General features: G+C 69.1%; 13 protein-coding genes. 1 reads left to right on the top strand and 12 read right to left on the bottom strand.

Translation table 11 applies throughout. From position 1 onward, the window contains the following. Positions 1-99: 99 nt before the first annotated feature. The 10 genes from AB0G04_RS12525 to AB0G04_RS12570 all read right to left on the bottom strand — a co-directional run bounded on the left by AB0G04_RS12525 (position 100) and on the right by AB0G04_RS12570 (position 15,906). The gene (locus tag AB0G04_RS12525) at positions 100-1,251 is read right to left on the bottom strand and encodes a hypothetical protein (RefSeq protein ID WP_360981064.1); all 1,152 of its coding nucleotides are present in this window, start codon (positions 1,249-1,251) and stop codon (positions 100-102) included. A gap of 74 nt (positions 1,252-1,325) precedes the next feature. Then, positions 1,326-7,634, bottom strand: coding sequence for an RHS repeat-associated core domain-containing protein (locus tag AB0G04_RS12530; protein ID WP_360981067.1), 6,309 nt, complete (start codon positions 7,632-7,634; stop codon positions 1,326-1,328). A 362-nt stretch (positions 7,635-7,996) separates the two neighbouring features. Next, on the bottom strand, positions 7,997-8,404 hold the full coding sequence (locus AB0G04_RS12535) for a hypothetical protein (RefSeq protein WP_360981070.1): 408 nt from the start codon (positions 8,402-8,404) through the stop codon (positions 7,997-7,999). A 300-nt stretch (positions 8,405-8,704) separates the two neighbouring features. After that, entirely contained in the window at positions 8,705-10,627 is a 1,923-nt protein-coding gene (locus AB0G04_RS12540; protein ID WP_360981073.1) for an EAL domain-containing protein, read from the bottom strand. After that, positions 10,614-11,234, bottom strand: coding sequence for an RNA polymerase sigma factor (locus AB0G04_RS12545; RefSeq protein ID WP_360981076.1), 621 nt, complete (start codon positions 11,232-11,234; stop codon positions 10,614-10,616). Before AB0G04_RS12545 ends, AB0G04_RS12540 begins: the two co-directional genes overlap by 14 nt. Continuing rightward, on the bottom strand, positions 11,231-11,521 hold the full coding sequence (locus AB0G04_RS12550; protein ID WP_360981080.1) for a hypothetical protein: 291 nt from the start codon (positions 11,519-11,521) through the stop codon (positions 11,231-11,233). Before AB0G04_RS12550 ends, AB0G04_RS12545 begins: the two co-directional genes overlap by 4 nt. A gap of 652 nt (positions 11,522-12,173) precedes the next feature. Continuing rightward, complete coding sequence (locus tag AB0G04_RS12555) at positions 12,174-12,881, bottom strand: Pr6Pr family membrane protein (protein WP_360981083.1); 708 nt, start codon at positions 12,879-12,881, stop codon at positions 12,174-12,176. 14 nt (positions 12,882-12,895) lie between these two features. Next, positions 12,896-14,239 (bottom strand): HAMP domain-containing sensor histidine kinase, encoded by a 1,344-nt coding sequence (locus AB0G04_RS12560; RefSeq protein ID WP_360981086.1) that lies wholly within the window; start codon positions 14,237-14,239, stop codon positions 12,896-12,898. After that, the gene (locus AB0G04_RS12565; protein ID WP_360981089.1) at positions 14,240-14,920 is read right to left on the bottom strand and encodes a response regulator transcription factor; all 681 of its coding nucleotides are present in this window, start codon (positions 14,918-14,920) and stop codon (positions 14,240-14,242) included. Positions 14,921-14,973: 53 nt separating this feature from the next. Then, positions 14,974-15,906: a 3,4-dioxygenase subunit beta gene (locus AB0G04_RS12570; RefSeq protein ID WP_360981092.1), complete on the bottom strand. Its 933-nt coding sequence runs from the start codon at positions 15,904-15,906 to the stop codon at positions 14,974-14,976. A gap of 134 nt (positions 15,907-16,040) precedes the next feature. Between AB0G04_RS12570 and AB0G04_RS12575 the strand changes: the two genes are divergently transcribed. Next, on the top strand, positions 16,041-17,210 hold the full coding sequence (locus AB0G04_RS12575; RefSeq protein WP_360981713.1) for a DUF2092 domain-containing protein: 1,170 nt from the start codon (positions 16,041-16,043) through the stop codon (positions 17,208-17,210). Positions 17,211-17,335: 125 nt separating this feature from the next. Here AB0G04_RS12575 and AB0G04_RS12580 read toward each other — a convergent pair whose 3' ends face one another. Next, a complete protein-coding gene (locus AB0G04_RS12580) occupies positions 17,336-17,467 on the bottom strand; it encodes a hypothetical protein (RefSeq protein WP_360981096.1) in 132 nt (43 codons plus the stop codon). 34 nt (positions 17,468-17,501) lie between these two features. Next, the gene (locus AB0G04_RS12585) at positions 17,502-18,161 is read right to left on the bottom strand and encodes an HAD family hydrolase (protein ID WP_360981100.1); all 660 of its coding nucleotides are present in this window, start codon (positions 18,159-18,161) and stop codon (positions 17,502-17,504) included. Positions 18,162-18,192 lie beyond the last annotated feature (31 nt).

Consider the following 18,192-nt stretch of genomic DNA (forward strand, 5'->3'; position numbering starts at 1 on the left):
CGCAATTTGACAATGGTGAACGGGGACGTCGTCTGCCACACCGCTGGAGGCAATTCACCAGCAGTGTCAGAGAACTGAATTGCTATTCGGGAACGGAGATCAGCCGACCGGTTGCAACGCGGCCCCGGCGCGGGCGGCGACGTCGCCCGCGATCCGGATGGCCTCCTCCTCGGTGTCGGCCTCGACGATCAGCCGGGTCAGCACGTCTCCCTCTGCCAGCAGCACGGTGCAGGTTCGGAGTTCGTCGCCGAACCTGTCCACCCGATCACAGAACATCAACTGGCGATCCACCGATGGCAGGGGCGGCAGCGGGACACTGTGGACGCCGGTGTGATCGCCGAGGTCCCTGTACTTCTCGCAGGTGAGGACACCTTCGACCTGTGCCACCGCCTCGGCCGCGGTGACCGCGCCGAACGCACCGGCGAACTGGATCACGAAACGCTCACCGCCCCACCACTGCCGCTGGCGGCCGAAAGCGCTGCTGTAGGCGCCCTTCGCCGCATCGTTGCCGCATACCGAGGAGGCCAGGTCGTCGGTGTAGGGCGACGGCGGGCCGGTCATCTTCCTGCCGTGGATCTCGTCCGCATCCAGCAGGGCTCGCTCGACCCGCCCGGCGGCGCCCGCCCGCACCGACGAGCCGGGCTGCTGGCCGGGGGCCGTGGCGCCGGGCGACGGCGGTGGCTTGCCGTTGCTGAGTGGACAGCCCGACGCGTCGCGGATCGCGTCGGGCGCCAGAGGCTCCCCGCTTGTGAAGTAACGGACGGTGCGCGGATCGGTCCCGGCCGGGTGGACGGGCGCCTCCGATGCGGTGAAGACGAACCCCTTGCGGTCGGTTCCGCCGGTCAGGTCGACGATGTCCACCTCGCTGACGAAGTCCTCCGGCAGCACCGGGCGGGCCGGATCGCTGCCGGCCCGCACCGGCACATCGGTGAACGGCTCGTCGGCACCCAGCGCGAGGAACTCGCCCGGCCCGGTGACGGAGCGCGGCCCGCCGGCCTGCCACCACACCCGCGGCTGACCGGCGGCCGGCGACTGCCCGGATTCACCGTCGCGAACAGTCAGGCCGACCACCTTCTGACCAGGGCACAACGGAACGAACACATGATAGGTGTCACCGATCTTCGCGAGACCGATCAAGTAGTCATCGACCGGCTCCGACTGGCCGATGCATCCGGCCGACGCGGCCGCGGCCACCAGTGCCATCGCCGCACCCAGCACACGCCGGACGGACGGTCCCGATCGACTCACCACGGTTCCTCCATTTCTCACATCGCATTCGGCGGGGGTGCCGGCTCCTCCGGCCGGCACCCTCCCGTCCAGGAGTCCTATTCAGCTACGCATACGTAGCTGCCACCGCCGTTCTGCCCGTTCCATGCCGTTCCCTCCGGCATGGTTTTGATCTCGGCCTCTATCTCGTAGTAGTTGCAACCGTCCTCCGCTTTCAGCCAGCCCAAGGTGTGGTACCTGATCGCGAACAGGAACCCTTGCTTCTCCCACTGCTTCTCCTTGTGGTAGCGCTCGTGAGCGAAGAGTGCGTCGCGTTCCGCCTTGGTCTTTTCTCTCTTGCCCTTCATGTTGGTTCGGTCGGTGGTGACGAAAGTGCCGCCGTAGGTGGTACCTCCGGCTTGACCGAGCAGATCCCCGAGGGGGTTCTTCGCGTTTTCCGCGCAGACGGTCATGCCTCCTTCTTCGTGGCATGTACCACCGGTGACCTCCACCAGGTCCTTCACCGCGCTTCCTACCATGTCGGACTGTTCCTTCGGAGTCAGCCAGAGCGCCCGGGCCTCTGCGACGATGCCGTCGGCCACACTTCCACCGAAAGTGATCAGCGGCTCGAAGACGTTGTTGTCCATGAACTCGTCGTACTTCCCCCAGGCGTCCCCGATCTCCTGACTGAAGTCCAGATCCTCGGAGATGCGGTCGCCGACCGGGCCGCAGATGCCCATGAAGCAGCTGACGTTCTGCTTCATCAGATTCGCGAACTTGTCGACCACGAATCCGGCCACTCCACCGGCCACGGACCCGCCGCCGGACGAACCGCCGCCGGACGCTCTCTCACCGGACGAACCGCCACCGGACGAACCGCCGCGGCCACCGCTTCTACGGCGGCCACCACCGTTGCCGGCGCCGCCGCCGTTGATAAGGGCGGTCACGCCCCTGGTGATGGCCACGACCAGACTGATGAGCCAGAACGGGTCGAACATGCCGGTCGGGTCGGACGAGGTGATCGGGTTGTTGTGGCCGTACGCGTAGGCATTCCACTGCTGCGGATCGTTGAGGTCCTGTACCGGATCCACCGAGATGAAGCGCCCCAGGACCGGGTCGTACAATCGCGCTCCGATGTGGACCAGGCCACTCGGGTCGTTGTCACCGCCGACGAATCCCTTGTTGGTGGGCCAGATCGGGTTGGTACCGCGCTCCCCGCCGTAGGGCGTCTGCCGGCGGATGTCGACGCGCTGGGTGTACGCGTTGACGGCCACCTGCTGGGTGCCCTGGTGGTCGTCGAAGAGCCAGGTGAGGCTCTGCGCGACGTTGGTCCGTGACGCGACCGTCCGGCCACCGAAGGTGTAGAAGCGCGTGCCGGTCACCGCGACCGCGGTCTTACGGATCTCGTTCCCGGGCAGGAACAGGGTCGTGCCGGACGAGTCCCGGCGCAGCAGGCGGGTGCCGTCGGCGTCGTACAGGCTGGTGGTGGTCTGCCCGTTCTCCTTGAGCACGACCGGCTTGCCCTCGGAGTCCCACTCCAGTTCCTGACCGCCCCGCATCGTCATGTTGCCGGTGGCGTCGTACTCGTAGCCGATCGTGCCGGCGGTGCCGCCGGGCACGGTGGTGGTCATTGCGGTGACCGCGTGCGGCCGCACCTTGTCGGCTCCGGACGGTGGCACCGCGTAGTCCCTGACGGTGTCGCCGGCCGCGGCGTGCGACACCTCCTGTGTACGGTTGCCGAGCTTGTCGAAGGCCCAGTCCAGCCAGTACGGCGCCGCGCCACCCAGGCCGGCCACCGACGGTGCAGCGGCGCAGGACACGCCGGCCTTCGGAGTCCAGGCCGAGGTGAGCCGCCGGAGCACGTCGAACCGGAAGCACTGAGTGTCGGCCGGACCCACCTGCGGGGTGTCGGCGATCGATGTCAGGTTGCCGGCCGGGTCCCAGGTGTAGCCGCGTTCGGACACGGTGCCGGCGGCGGTCTCCGGCTTGACCTTGAACCCCCGCATCCGGCGTGTGTCGGTCTCGTAGGAAATCGCCTGCTGGGCATACACCCCGCCGGCGATCTTCATGGTGGTAATCGTCGGCTCGCCGTAGGCGCTGTACTCCTGTCCCGCCACGTAGGTCCCCACCGTCGACCAGGCCGAGGTGAGACTGGTGGGCAGGCCGGACACCCGGTCGTAGGCGGTGGTCACCTGTTCGCCGGCGTTCCCTCCGGCGTCCGGGTGGCTGAGGCTGGTCTCCGCGCCGTTGTAGGGCGAGTAGGAGTGCCCGTAGATGTAGGTGCCGGCCAGGCCGGTCTCCGCCTCCGGGATCACCCAGTGTTCACCGGTGAGCCGGTAGTCGCTGGTGAAACCCCGGGCCTGCCACTTGTACGCGTTGCCGTTGTCGTACCGGATCTTCTCGGTGAGCTGGCCGCGCACCGTGACTCCGGTGTAGAGCTTGTCGTACTTCCACTCCGCCCGGATCTTTCCCGGGACGGCCTCGTCGTCGTGGACCGCCACCTTGCGGCCCATCGAGTCGTACGTGTAGACCAGCACCTCGTTCCGGGCGTCGGTCGTTCTGACGACGTCACCGGCGTCGTTGAAGTCGGTCCTGGTCCGCCCCTTGTCGGGGTCCTTCGTCTCGACCTTGCGACCGCTCATGTCGTACAGATAGGTCCACCTGTTCTCCCCCGGGTCCACCACGGAGGAAAGCTGGTCCTTGCTGTTGAAGTGGTACACCGTGCGCTCGTACGGCCCCGCGGTTCCCGACGGCGTGGTGTACTGCCACAGTTCGGTGGTGCGGCCCTGCACGTCGACCAGCGCGGTCTGCGTGGCGCCCCCGGCCGGTGGCACCGTCGTCACGCGGTCACCCTCGTAGCCGGTGCGGGTACGCCACTTTTCCACGAGGTTGGTGACGCCGTCACCGGACCGGAAGATCGCATCGGTGACCCGGCCCGCCCGGTCATAGACGTTGACCGCCTGGGTCGGCACCGACCACTCCGGCTCCCACCACAGCGTGCCCGACGGGCCACCGGGTTCGGCGTGCGCCGCGAACTCCATGCCGATCCGGCCGTGCGCGTCGTAGATCTTGTCGGCGACCACCCGCCCGCCACCGACGGCGGCCTTCTGGGTCTGCCGCGGCCGGAGGAATCCGTCGAAGATCTCGTACGAGACGTCGATGCCGCCACCCGCGTTGATCGTCTCGGTCTTCACATACGGATATCCGCTGCGTGTCGCGCTGTAGTGGTAGGTGAATCGGATGGCCGGCTGATCCGGGTGGTCGGCACGGGTCCACCTGCTGTTCCACACATGGGTGGTCCGGCCGAGCGCGTCGTAGGCGCCCTCGCTGACCCGGCTGTTCATGTCGGTGACGCGCACCGAACTGCCCCACGCCGGGTTGATGGTCGTGGTGGTGGTCCAATTCGTCGCGGTCCGGTCGACCCGGCCGGTGGCCAGGGAGCCGGCCGGGCTGAACTCTGTCGAGGTGGTGTTGCCCCGCACGTCGGTGGCGGTGGTCTGCCGCCCGAAGGCGTCGAACGTCGCTCTGGCGCTCCCGGCCAGCCAGAGGGTCCCGGTCGCCGCGGTCCAGTCCTTGAGGGTGTCGGTACGGGTCAGGTCGCCCCGCTCCGGCAGAGTGTCCGCGTTGTCCGCCGCGTCGTAGTAGAACAGGGTGTCGGAGAGCACGTGGTCACGGCTCGACGGCGCGGTGCCGCACGGCCGTGTCGTCACCGTCACCCGCTTGGTCGCCTTCACCAGGTTCCGGGCGGCGTTGCGGTGATAGGTGTTGGTGGTGCACTTCTCGTCGCCGGTCCGGCCGAGATCACCGTTCTCCTGCACCGTCTGGGCCGTACCGTAGGTGTCGTCGAACGTGCTGGTGCTGCTGCTGATCCGCCAGCCGCGGGCGCCGTTGACGCCCAGGGCCGTACCCGTGTAGGTCGTCTTGATCCCGGTGAAGCGGGCCTCCGCCGTGTCGCCGTTGATGGTGCGCGAGGCCAGCGGCGCCGACCGCCACGGCACGTTCACCGTCTTGCCGACCGGCTTGTCCAGACTCCCGTTGTACACCGCCTCCTCGCGGACCAGGCCGGCGAACTGATCGTCGTCATGGACCGTCTCCGACCCCATCGACGCGGGCACCGTCACACTGCGGGTGCCGCCCGAGGGCGCCAGCCGGTCGCCGTGCATGCCGCGCAGATACGTCGTCCTCGTCAGGGTCTGCGCGCTGTCCCCGACCTTGGTCAGCACGCCGGCGAATCCGCGGAACTGGTTCCACGTCTTGTACTTCGGCTTGCCCATGCCGTTGTCGTCGGCGTAATGCCAGGCCGGTGCGCCCTCATACGTGTAGAAGGTGTTCTTCGTCGGCGACTGATGGCCGTCCGCCAATTGCACGTCGGTCTCGGTGACCTGCCTGACGACGTACTTGTGCCACCACTCGGTGAGGGTTCCGCCGCTGGTGGAGTATGGATCCGGTCCGACCACCGGGTAGCAGAGCCTGGTGTTGTCGTGCGGTGACCGCGGCAGGTTCCCGGCCGAGCACTCGGGCAGCGAATAGGTGATCTGGATCAGGGCGCCGGTCTCGGTGTGGATCGCGGCCATCCGCTGCCAGTTGTTCGTGGTGTTCGTCTTGCTCAGCACCCGGTTCGGCATCGCCACCGGGTCGAAGGACACCGGCGGCATCGTCACCGTGTCACCGACGTGGCCGGCGTGCACGATCGAGTCCAGCCACAGACCCGGCCGCTGCCCGTCACCCGGCGACGGGAAGGTGTGCTTCAGCGTATACGAGTCGACGACCTGCCAGTCCGGCGTCGTCCTGGTGGTGTCCCACACCCGCGTGGTGACCTTCGCGAGCCGTTTGGTCGTCCAGAACGTCGGCGAGAAGTCCGTACACGACGTCGCCGAAGCCGCACACTCCTGGTCCCACGGGGTGTCCGGCCAGTGTGCGCCGTCGTGGTTCGAGCAGTCCGACAGGCAACGATCACCGGTTTCGAAGAGGACCTGGGCCGGCGCCTTCACCGACCGGTCGGACGAACCCCGGTCCCACGTGCCGTAGTCGATGCGCGCCAGGTTGCCGCCGCGCACGTACGACATCGTCCTGGTCTTCGTTCCTTCGGCCGCGTACTGGTTCGTCTCCCGGTCGTACCAGTACGACGTGGTGTTGCCGTGCGCGTCGATCGAGTAGTCGAGGTTCCACCGCCAAGCCTGCGTCCGGCGCGAGGCGGCGAAGGTGCCGGCGTGCCCGGGTTCGCCCGCGTGGTTGCCGTAGACCGGCACGGTCCACGCCGAACCGGTCGCCGTGCTCTGGCCGGGCAGGTTGTTCAGCCCGAAGAAGTGCTGGGTGCCATCGGACGTGGTGAGTTTCCAGTACTCGCCGTTGTCGTCGCCGTTGCTGCCGCCGGTCAGCAGTTCGAACTTCGAGCCGTCCTCGGCCCGGCCGTGCCAGCCCTTGCCGGCCTGGTGAATCAATTCGGTGCTGCTGCTGCCGAACGACAACGTCGCGTTGTCCGACCGCCAGCACTGGTCACCGGTATAGGTCGGGTTGTTGTCGTCGCCCGCGGTGTCGTCATTGCAGGACACGTAGGAACGCTCGATGAAGCCGGCCGAGTAGCCGAAGCCCTCGCCCACCCAGGACGGCTGGTTGTTCGACGCCGAGGACCGTCCGTCGACACTGCCGGACGAGTACCCCAGCCCCACCGAGGGAGGCGCGGCGCCGATGCCCGGTGGTGTGCGGATCGGATAGTTCCAGGAGAAGTCGCCGGTGGAACCGCCGGCCGACCACGTGGAGGAGGCGGCCAGGGGCGTGGCCGTGAAGTCGCCGGCGTCACCGGCCGGCGCGGCCGCCAGCGCCACCAGGGTGCTCGCCGAGGCGGCGACAGCGGCTTCGGCGGTCACCTGCTGGGTCACCGGGTCGTTGCGGGACGGCAGCAGTGCCGGAGCGCAGCCCGCGCGGCCCGGTGTGGTCAGTGCACACTCCGGCAGACGCCAGGCCCGCAACCGCGAGGACCAGTCGGCGCCGTACGCGTTGCGGAAGGAGGAATAGTCGAGGGTGACCGAGGCGGTACCGGCGGCCGACCCCTTGACGCGGGCCGCCACCGTCGCCCGCCACTGTGCAGGCAGTTGCGAACGGTCCACGACCGTCGCGCTCACCGTGGCCTGCTGAGGCTTCGCCCAGCGCACCGGCAGTGGCTTGCCGGCGCCCGGCCAGACCGGCGCGGGCAGCTTCGCCGGCGGCGGGAGAACGCGCCCGCGGGGCAGGCCGGCCACCTCACCACCGGCCTTGTCCAGTTTCTCCACCTGCGCGGTCAGCGGGGTCGGCCGCGGCTCCGCTGCGGACGCCGGCCGCACGATCACCGTCGGCAGGGCGACGACGAGAAGGGCCAGGAAGTACGCGGGCGAATACCGGCGCAGCGATGTCGGGCTGAGGGCACGGAATGGTGGACGGGCACGACTCATGGGGCTCCCCGTATCAGGGTGACGGCGTAGAAACTCGCCGGTGCGCACGCCCCAGTCGCAACCGAAGATCATTGATCTCGCGGCCACTGTAGAACATCGGGCGCCGCCCGTGGGGGCAGCTGCGCTGGCCGACCGGAACGAACGCCGACGACCACCTGCGTGACGAATGCGCCGACCCGGCCTCACCGCTGTTCGCCGTACCCGAACAATCTCTCGCCTCAGAATTCCCCAACCCGGACGTCGCCCGCCGCGTCCTCGAAGCAGCCGGCGGCGATACTCGCGCCTTCGCCAACATCGCCAGCACCGCCGGCGGCCGGGGCGGCCAGGTTCCCTCCGGCACACTATCTCCGCTGCTCAGGCAACTAACCGAGGACAAACAGATCCTGGCGGCCGACCGGCCACTGTCGACCGGCGGCGGCAAACCGACCCGCTACCGAGTCGCCGACACCAACCTCCGCCTCTACCTCGCCATCCTTCGCGACGTCCACAACCTGGCTCGGCGCGGCCGACCCGACGCCGGCTACGCCCTGTTCACCAACCGCTGGACAAGTTGGCGCGGCCGCGCGGTCGAACCCCTGATCCGCACCTCGCTGGAACAGGCCGCGATCACCGGTGCCCTGCCATGGCCGGAGACCCAGGTCGTCGGTGGTTGGTGGAATCGCCAGTTCAACCCCGAGATCGACCTGGTCGGCGCCGACACCGCACCCATCGCTTCCCAGATCCGTTTCTGCGGGTCGCTGAAATGGATCGGTAAGCCGTTCGACACCCACGACCTCCGGCAACTCCAGAACGGCGCGGCTCAGGTTCCAGGCTTCGACCCGGAACGAACCGGGTTGATCGCCGTTAGCCGATCCGGCACCGACCTACCGGACGGCGCCGTCGATGTCGCTTGGACGCCGGACGATGTGGTCGCTGCCTGGCAATCCTGAGCCGATCTCCACGCGGAAACGCCGCCCAGCACACCTGAGCCGGGTGAGCACGCGAAGCAGGGCGGGCCCACCATCCCGACCCGCCCACACCCGAGAAGATTCCCCGCACCCGTCGAGAAGGTGACGAACGCTCATATTCGCCTATCCCATGGCGGAGTGGCTTTCCGGGAACCGGAGCTCCAACTCGATCGAGTTCTTGTCGTTCTTCAGGCCGGCAACGATCGGTGCGGGCCGGCCCATCCGATAACCCTGCGCGAAGTCGACGCCGTACTCCCTCAGCAGGGTGACGGTTGCGTCGTCCTGGACACATTCGGCGGCGACGCGAATGCCGAGCGTGTGGCATAGCTCGACCAATGTCGACACGATGGCTTGATCCGGTGGCGACTGGCAGATGTCGACGACGAACACCCCGTCGATCTTGACCAGATCCACCGGCAGGTACTTCAGATACGCCAGGGCGGCATGGCCAGTACCGAAATCGTCGAGCGCGAGCTGGCAGCCGATGTCCCTGATGCCCGTGGCGAACGCCAGCGCCTCGTTACGGTTCTCGATCAGAGCAGTCTCGGTGATCTCGAACGTCAGGCACTCCGGTTTCACCCGGTGCCGATGGATCGCCTCGGTAACGTGGGCGAGTAGGCCGGGATCGGCGAGCGACTTCCCGGAGATATTGATCTGGTAGTGCGAGGTCTGAGCGCCTTGGCCGATCAGTTCCAAGGCATGATCGATGACCCACTTGTCCACGGCGAGGATCTCCCCAACACGTTCAGCCATGTCGAGGAACGCCCACGGGGCGATGAAGTCGCCGTTGCTTCCTCGGACGCGGAGTAGGATCTCGTGGCGGGCGATCTGGTTGAGCGCGAGGTCGACGATGGGCTGTGCGTAGAGAGCGAACCCGTCGGTCGCGACCGCCTGGAGAACCTGGGATCTGCAACGGTTCTCCCGGTCGGTGCCGTCGGCTGGCTGGTCGAGTGCGTGGACGGCGAGGCCTTGGCGGCGTGCTTCTCGAGCCGCGTGCTCGGCGTCGGCGAACAGATCGAATCCGGTGTCGTGCACGCCGCCGGCAAAACGCGCCACCCCTGCCCAGGCGTCGAGGCGTAGTGCCTTCTGCCGGACGGTGAACAGGTGCCTTCGGAGGGCGCTGACCGCCCTGACCGCGATGGCGTGAGCGGACTCGGCGTGCTGACCGGTCATGAGCACACCCCACAGACCAGGCGCGATCAGGCCGCAGGTCAGCTCCGGGCCGACTGCTTCGCGCAGCAGCGCCGCGACATCTGAGGTCAGCTCCTCATGATCCCGTTCGCCAGTGGCGGCGGACAGACGAGAGGCTGGCTGCGTCGCCACGACGATCACAGCGCCGTGCGTGATGCGGCGGGCGCGGTCGACCTCGTCGGTCAGGTAACCGCGGTTCGGCAACCCGGTCACCAGATCCCGGGCACGCTGGTCGGCGCAGAGCATCGCATTACGGGTAGTGAGCCGGCGCCGTTCCTGCCGGGCGATTTCGAGGATGGTGACATCGCGTCCCGTGGCGATGAGTCCTGATGGCTCACCGGCAGTGGTGAGTACCTCGATGTGGCAGTGCACGTGACGGACTGCGCCGCCGGGGTGGACCGTCCGGAAGGTGATCTCCCCCGGACGACGCTGGGCCCAGACGGTTCCGACCGCCGTCCGGACCGCCACTCGATCCGCCGGATGGATGAGCTTGACCAGGGCGTCCGCGGTCAGGTTTAGTGTTCCCGGCGCATAGCCGAAGATCATCGCCATCTCGTCCGACCATTTCAGCCGGCCCGCGATCAGATCCACCACGCCTGTCGTCTTGCCAGACCCAGCCGTCCAGGTGATAGTGCCCCGCTTCGCTCGCTGTGCCGCCCGCTCGACCCGCGCCGCCTCGTCGATGTCCGCCGTCAGCGGGTCGATCAGATCGGTGTCGGCGAGAATCTCGTAGCCGTCGGCGCGCGAACGGTCGTAGGCGGCTTGCGCCGCCCGCCCGACCCGGCGGGCCCGCGCGAGCTCGAGTGGGCTGGGCTGCCGGGTATCCGCCAGCGCGAGGATGTCATCGAGGTCCATGCGCACCTCCCGTACGGCGGCTCTTCGCGTCGGTGTAGCCGGCTCTCTCCGCCAACTGACGAAGCTGCTGCCTCGCAGCCACCTTGTAGCTACGGACGCTGTTGTCGGTGAGGCCGAGGGCTCGGGCGATCTCCTGGTTGGAGAAGCCTTCGCGCGACATCTGGAACACCTCCGCATGTCGCGGCGGGAGCTGCTGCAGCCAGCCACGCAGCAGTTCCTCGGCCTCCCACGCATCCGCCAGGTCGGATTGCGGTCCCACCGGCACCTCATCGGGCAGTGGCGCCGCTTCACGCTGGCGCCGGTCCTGCTCCTTGAGAATCTTGTACCGCGCGGTGGTGATGATTGACGCGATGGGTTCCCGGTATTCCCGGATCTTCGCCCACTGGACCCGACCCTCCAGATAGGCCTCTTGGAGAGCGTCCCGGAGCATCTCCGGATCCCAGCAGCGGGCGCGGAGAACGCGCTCCGCGGAGTGGTAGCTCTGATTGAAGAAGACACCGAACTCGGCGTCGTGCTCCTTCTTGAGCCGAACCGACTCCGCCTGCTGTGACTCCTCACCGTCGCCTGGCTCCGACGCCAGGGCCGCCGAGCCGTCCAGCGCGCTCACGCCGCCTCCTCGCGGCCACTCAACGGCTCGCGGCCCCCGAACTCCACCTCGCGGTGCCCATCACGATCACGCTCCACGATCCGCACGACGCCGCGGGGGCGTTCCGCGAGCCCCATCAGGCCGGTCGCGCGAGCCGCGGCACGCGCCGACGCCTCCCGTTCCGCGTGCAACCGCGTGCGGTGCGCAATGTAGGCCCGCACCAGACCCGCGATCACGCCCGCACCCGCAAGCGCCAAGACCATCACTCCGTAATCGGAGAGCGGCCCCGCCATCAACGCGCCCATCATGCCCCCTCGTCGCATCCCCTACTGCATCACTGTCCGTGGGGAGCGCCTGATGTAGATGCCGAGCCGCACACAATCTTCAAGGAGATCAAGGATCATGTTTTTTAGCTGCTTAAACGCCATAAAGTTATGCATGAGACACACGGAGCAAGAGTAGCGGCCAGCCATGGGACAACCACCGAATGTGACCTAGCGCAATCGGACAGACTCCGGAACATCACCATCGCCAGGCCGGTCGGGCGGAACGCCTCGGACGGGGTTAATCGTCAAGCTGGACTCGCCGGGTTCGCCGGCTACGGTGAGAGCCTCTTAGTTTCACCCCGGCGTCGTCATGCCACTTGAGGCATATCGGCATCCGCACTGCCTCGGAGGCACCCTGCCGACTCGGCATCCGGACGGCACCGCCTGTCCGCCCTGCACGCAGCTCCGACCGCCCTCTCAAACGGCTACCGATCAAACAGGCGCAGCCGCACATCCTCGCCGTGCTCCACAAAGCACCAGACCGGGCGCAAACCGGAGGCACCGGCCGGCGTTGCCACCAATGTCGCCAGACCCTCGGGACTACCACAGACAACCGCGGTCAACTTCCATCCCGCGAACGGAACCACGATCCTGGAAGCCGGAGCAAGCGGCATCACCTCCGTTGACGGAGGCATCACATGTCGCGGTAGCCAACGGACTCTGCACTGGAACCCGGCTTCGTCACGACGACAGCCGTCGCCTCCGGCACGGCCGGCGATCCACTGGGCAGCCGGGCATCCAGCAGGCGGAGCACGGTCCCCAGCACCACCGCGATCAGCACCACCACGCCCAGGTTGATCAGGACCGCCGGGTAGCCCCAGCGGGTGACGTCCGAGAAGGGATACGGGTACCAGCCGGTCGCGGCGCCGTGAGCCAGCGTGTAGCCGATCCAGAGCAGCGGCCACACGGCGGCCCACGCCATGGTCCGGGCGTCGATCCGCGGGCGCGGGCCGAACAGCAGCCAGCCGAGCAGGGCCGCCCACGGGGCGATGTAGTGGAACCCCAGGTCGGCCCACCAGGCGACGCCGTGCAGTTCGACCGTGCCGGCCAGGATCGTGCTGTAGACGATGCCGGTGATCACGATGCCCAGCAGGCCGTCGAGCCGCACGATGCGCCACAGCCGGCCGTCGCGGTGCGGATTCACGGCCAAGGTGGCGGCGGCGATGAGCAGGAGCAGGTTGCTCTGGATGGTGAAGTAGCTGAACAACCGCTCGAAGCGGGTACCCACCGGTTCGCCGGAGCCGGTGGCGGTCAGCACGATGCGGGTGGTCAGCGACGCGAACACGATCAGGGCCAGGGCGCCGTGCCAGGCCCGGGACAGCCTGGCGTTGTCGATCTTCACGGGGCGGAACGGTATCAGGAGCTCGGGAGCCGTACCTCGACCCGGAGCCCCGGCCGGGCATCGCCCAGGGTGACCGAACCGCGATGCCGTCGCACCAGTTCCCGCACGATGGCGAGGCCGAGCCCGGACCCGCCCGCGTCACGGGCCCGGGCGTCGTCGAGGCGGGTGAACCGCTGGAAGACGCGTTCCCGGTCCGATTCGGGGATGCCGGGCCCGTCGTCGGTGACCACGACGACCAGCTGCGGTCCGTCGGCGGCGGCCGAGACCGTCACCCGGGACCGCTTGTGCCGGACCGCGTTGTCGAGCAGGTTGGTGACCACCCGGGCCAGCGCGTCCGGCTCGGCGAGCAGTGGCAGCGGCTCGCCGGGGTCGTCGAAGCGGACGTCGGGGTAGCGTTCGGCGGCCTCGCCGACGAACTGGGCCAGGTCGATCTCCTCGACGCGGGCGGCCGGCAGGCCCTCGTCGGAGCGGGCCAGCAACAGGAGATCGTCGACCAGCCGGGACAGCCGTTGCACGTCGGCCAGCAGGTCGTCGGCGAGTTCCGGCCAGTCGGTGTCGTCCGGCAGCCGCTGCGCTACCTCCAGCTCGGTGCGCATGTTGGTGAGCGGGCTGCGCAACTCGTGCGCGGCGTCCGCGACGAACGCGCGCTGCCGCGCACGGGCGGCGTCCAGCCGGTGCAGCATGTCGTTGAGGGTCACCGCGAGCCGGTGCACCTCGTCCTTCGAGTCCGGTACGGGCAACCGCCCGGCCCGCGCGCCGCCGGTGATCTCCTCGGCTCCCGAGCGGAGCGCGTCGACCGGCTTCAGGGCCGCGCCGAGCGCCCGCCACAGCACCGCGGCGAGCAGCGCGATCAGCAGCGGGTAGAGGACCAGCAGCGTGATCTTGAGAACGTGCACGCTCTGGGCGATCTGGCCGGTGGACTGGGCGACCAGGATGCGCAGCGGGGCGGTCGGCGGGCCGGCGGTCACCTGCACCACGTGGACGTCGCCCTCGTACCCGATCCGTACACCGGGAATGGTCCTGCCCTCGCCGTCCTCCAGGCCGGCCAGCTCCTGCGGATAGAGGATGGTGAAGAGCCGGTCCGCCGTCGCCGACACCGCCCGGATCCCGCCCTTCTCGTCGATGACCTGCACCTGCACGCCCGCCGGGACCGGAATCGGGTCGGGCACCGAGTTCCGTTCGACGAGGGCGGCGACGCCGTCGGCGGTGTTCTTCGCCTCGCTGTGCACCGAACGCAGCTGCGCGTACCCGAGGACGACGGTGAGCAGGAACCCGCCGGCGGCCAGTCCGAGGGTGAGCGCGGTGACCGAGGCGATCAGCAGCCGGGCACGGAGGCTCAGCTCACGGATGCGGCGCACCTAGCTCACGCCCGTCCCGGGCGGGACGATCGCCAGCCGGTACCCGGCGCCGCGGACCGTCTCGAGCCGGTCCCGGCCGATCTTGCGACGCAGGTAGCCGACGTAGACCTCCACGGCGTTCGGGGCGGTCTCGAGGGACGCGTCCCACACGTGGTCGAGCAGTTCGGTCTTGGACACGACCTGGCCGGGGCGCCGGATCAGGTATTCGAGCAGGGCGAACTCACGGGTCGTCAGGGTCACCTCGGTGCCGGCGACCAGGACCCGGCGTTCCGCCGGATCCAGTTCCACATCCCCGAACGCGAGCACCACCGGACGGGCCTGGGCGCCGCGGCGCAACAGGGCACGGAGACGGGCGAGCAGCACGACGTACGAGAAGGGCTTCGTCAGATAGTCGTCGGCGCCGCAGTCGAGGCCGTCGGCCTGGTCGTACTCGCCGTCCTTGGCGCTGAGCATCAGCACCGGCAGCCAGTGCCGCTCGGCGCGCAGCTGCCGCACCACCCGGTACCCGGACAGCCGGGGCAGCATCACGTCGAGGATCATCGCGTCGTACCCGCCGTGGCGGGCCATCTCGAGACCGTCCTGCCCGTCGGCGGCGACGTCCACCGCGAATCCCTCGGCCTGCAGGCCCCGCCTCAACGCAGCGGCGAGCCGCGCCTCGTCCTCCACCACCAGCAACCGCACGCGATCACACTGTCATGCGGCCGCCGGATTCTCATCCGGCTCTCAGCCGCATCTCAGCGGCTCGGCGGCGGCCCGCCCGGTCCACCGGGTCCACCGGAGGGTGGCGAGCCGCTCGGAGCACCCGACGGCGCGCCGTCACCGGTGAGCTGCCCGCCCGTCGGCGTGGTGGTGGTGTCGACACCGACCTCCAGGGTGGCGACCAGTCCTTCGGTCACGCCGCCGGTCACGACGGCGAGCTGCAACGCCCCGGAGTCCTCGCCGAACACGTTGTCGGCGTCGAGGGAGACCTGCGCGAGAGTCGTCACCGACGCCTCGTACCCGGGCTCCCGGTAGACCACGTCGCAGATCTCCTGCGGCAGCGCCACCTGGGACGTGGCGATCACCTTGGCCGAGTCGGTGATGCTCGCCTCGTCCGGGTAGACCTCGAAGTGGACGTGCGGCCACCGGCCCGGGTAGCAGGCCGGGAAGATGCTGGTGAAGGTCACCTCGCCGGCGTCGTCGGTGATCTGCACCCCGCGCAGGTAGTTCTCCGCGGTGATGCCGGTGGAGTACAGCGAGTACCCGCCCGCCCGGTCGCAGTGCCACACGTAGACGGCCACCCCGATGTAGGGCGCGCCCGCGTTGGCGAGGTCCTTGACGCTGAGCGTGAGCGTCATCGGGACACCGGCGGCGGTGCCGGTCGCGGTGCCGAAGCTGGAGCGGATGTCCCGGCGCACCACACCGGTCCGGTCCAGCACGTCCGGGCCGTTGGAGCCGTCAGCGGGATACGGGCCGGCGGTCTCGTCCGGGATCTCGGCGACCGTCCCGGACGTCTCGGTGGTGCGCTCCTCCGGGGATCCGCAACCGCCGAGGCCGAGGAGGGTCGCGCCGAGGCCGACCGCGCGCAGCAGGTCCCGGCGGCGCATCGTCCCCAGGTCGAACCCGCATCCCTGGTCGACCAGCTCGGAGCCGGGTCTGGGCAGCTCACGGCCCTCGTAGGCGGTCACGGCGTCCTCGATCCCAAGTGTCCCTTATCGTTCATATAACGGTATATGAGCCCTCTCCCCTAAGGGTCCTTCTCAGCCGGATCACAGCGGCACCGGCGCACGATGGGACGCAGAAGATTCGGGAGGTGGACATCGTGTCCGTGTTGAGGTCTAGGCCGGCGCTGCGTTGGCTCGTCCCGACGGCTGCGGCGGTAGCTGTCATCGGGGGCGGCGCAGCGGCTGGAACACTTGTGGCGAATGCCGACCCGGCGCTGCCTGAGCGCAGTGCCGCTCAGCTGCTCGTCGATCTGCAGAGCGCCGACCCCAAGGGGCTGTCCGGCACCGTGGTGCAGAGCTCCGACCTCGGATTGCCGGGCATCGCGGGGCTGCTCGGGAACGCGACCGGCGGGGGCGGCAACCTGACCAGCCTGATCGCCGGCAGCAACACCGCACGGGTGTGGTACGCCGGTGAGGAGAAGATGCGGTTCTCGCTGCTCGGCACGAGCAACCAGACCGACGTGATCCGCAACGGCACCGACGTGTGGGTCTGGGAGAGCAAGGAGAACACCGGCACGCACTTCAAGCTGCCGGCCGGCGCGGGAGAGCGGGAGACGGCGCCCCATGCGGTGCCGAGCACCCCGCAGGCCGCGGCGGAGGCGGCCCTGGCCGTGATCGACGACAGCACCAAGGTGGAGACGACCGGCGCGGCCGAGGTGGCCGGGCGTGACGCGTACGAGCTGGTGCTCAGCCCGCGCGACACGGACTCGCTGGTCGGCCAGGTGCGGCTGGCGATCGACGCGAAGGAGCGCATCCCGCTGCGCGTCGACGTCTACGCCAAGAACACCACCAAGCCGGCGTTCCGGGTCGCGTTCGAGCAGATCAACTTCGCGGTACCGGACGACCAGCAGTTCGCCTTCAACCCGCCGCCGGGCGCCAAGATCACCGAGGAATCGGTGCCGGAGGACGCGGTGAAGGAAGACGCCAAGGCCGCGGCCGAGGCGGAGAAGGCGGCCCGCGAGGCGGCCACCCAGGGCGACAACTTCAAGATCGTCGGCGAGGGTTGGACCACCATCGCGATCACCAAGGGCCCGAAGCTCGACGAGCTGAACGCCCTGCCCAAGGCGGCGGACGGGACCAAGGACCCCGATGCTGCCGAGGCCGCGAAAATGGCCGAGGGCTTCCTCGGCACGCTGACGCCGGTGAGCGGTGCCTGGGGCAGCGGCAAGCTGCTCAGTGGCTCCCTCTTCAGCGTCCTGCTCACCGACGACGGCCGGATCATCGCCGGCGCCGTCACCCCGGAGGCCCTGTACAAGGCCGCCGCCTGACGCATCACCGCACCAAGTGAGACGCCGCGCCGGCTGCCCCGGCGCGGCGTTTCACTGTGCCGGCTGCCCCGGCGCGGCGTTCCGCCGTTCCGGCTGCCGACCGGCGCGCACCCCGGGTCATCAGGTCATCGGATGCCGGGTCCGGTCAGGCGATCACGGATCACCGCGATCTCGGCGGCGGTCACACCGCCGCCGTCACCGGCCGGGGTGCCACCGAGATCGCGGGCGTTGACGAGGTCCGGCCAGTCGATTCGCACACCAGGCAAAATAGGCGCGCCTGTCCAGCCGGGGTCAGAATTCCAGCTCGTCCAGGCCGCGCACGACGGGGACACCGGGATCCCGGTGCACCCCGGCCCGGTCGAGCAGCACCGCGGGCAGCCCGGCCGCGACGGCACCGCGCACGTCCTTCTCCAGCGAGTCACCAACCATCAACGCCTGCGCGGTGTCGAGTCCCAGCAGGCCGACGGCGTGACCGAAGGCGCGCGGATCGGGTTTGCCGGCGGGCAGTGCCGACGAGGCGACCAGCACGTCGATCTCGGGTGCGAGACCGAGCCGGTCGAGTTTACGGCGCTGCTGGGACTCGTCGCCGTTGGTGAGCACGGCCACGGTCAGGCCCGCCGTCCGGGCCCGGCGCAGGGCCGGCACCGCGTCGCCGAAGACGGTCCAGCCGGCCTCGTACCGTCGCAGGTATCCGGCGAACAGCTCGTCGGCCTCATCGTCGCTCAGCGGGACACCCAGGAAGTCCCGGACCCGCTCGCGGCGCTGACCGGTGAAGGTGATCTCCCGGGTCTGGTAACGGGCGTAGTGCCGTTCGGACACCGCCGCCCACCGGACGGGCACCTCCGGGCCGGTCATCCCGAGCTCCGCCGCCCAGGCGGTCACCGCCGCCCCGGACGCGGTCACCTGGTCGACCAGGGTGTCGTCGAGGTCGAACAGCACCGCTCTCAACATCCGGCCACCGCCCGGAGATCGCCGGACAGGT

It is taken from the genome of Actinoplanes sp. NPDC023801, assembly GCF_040639655.1.
Taxonomy (GTDB): domain Bacteria; phylum Actinomycetota; class Actinomycetes; order Mycobacteriales; family Micromonosporaceae; genus Actinoplanes.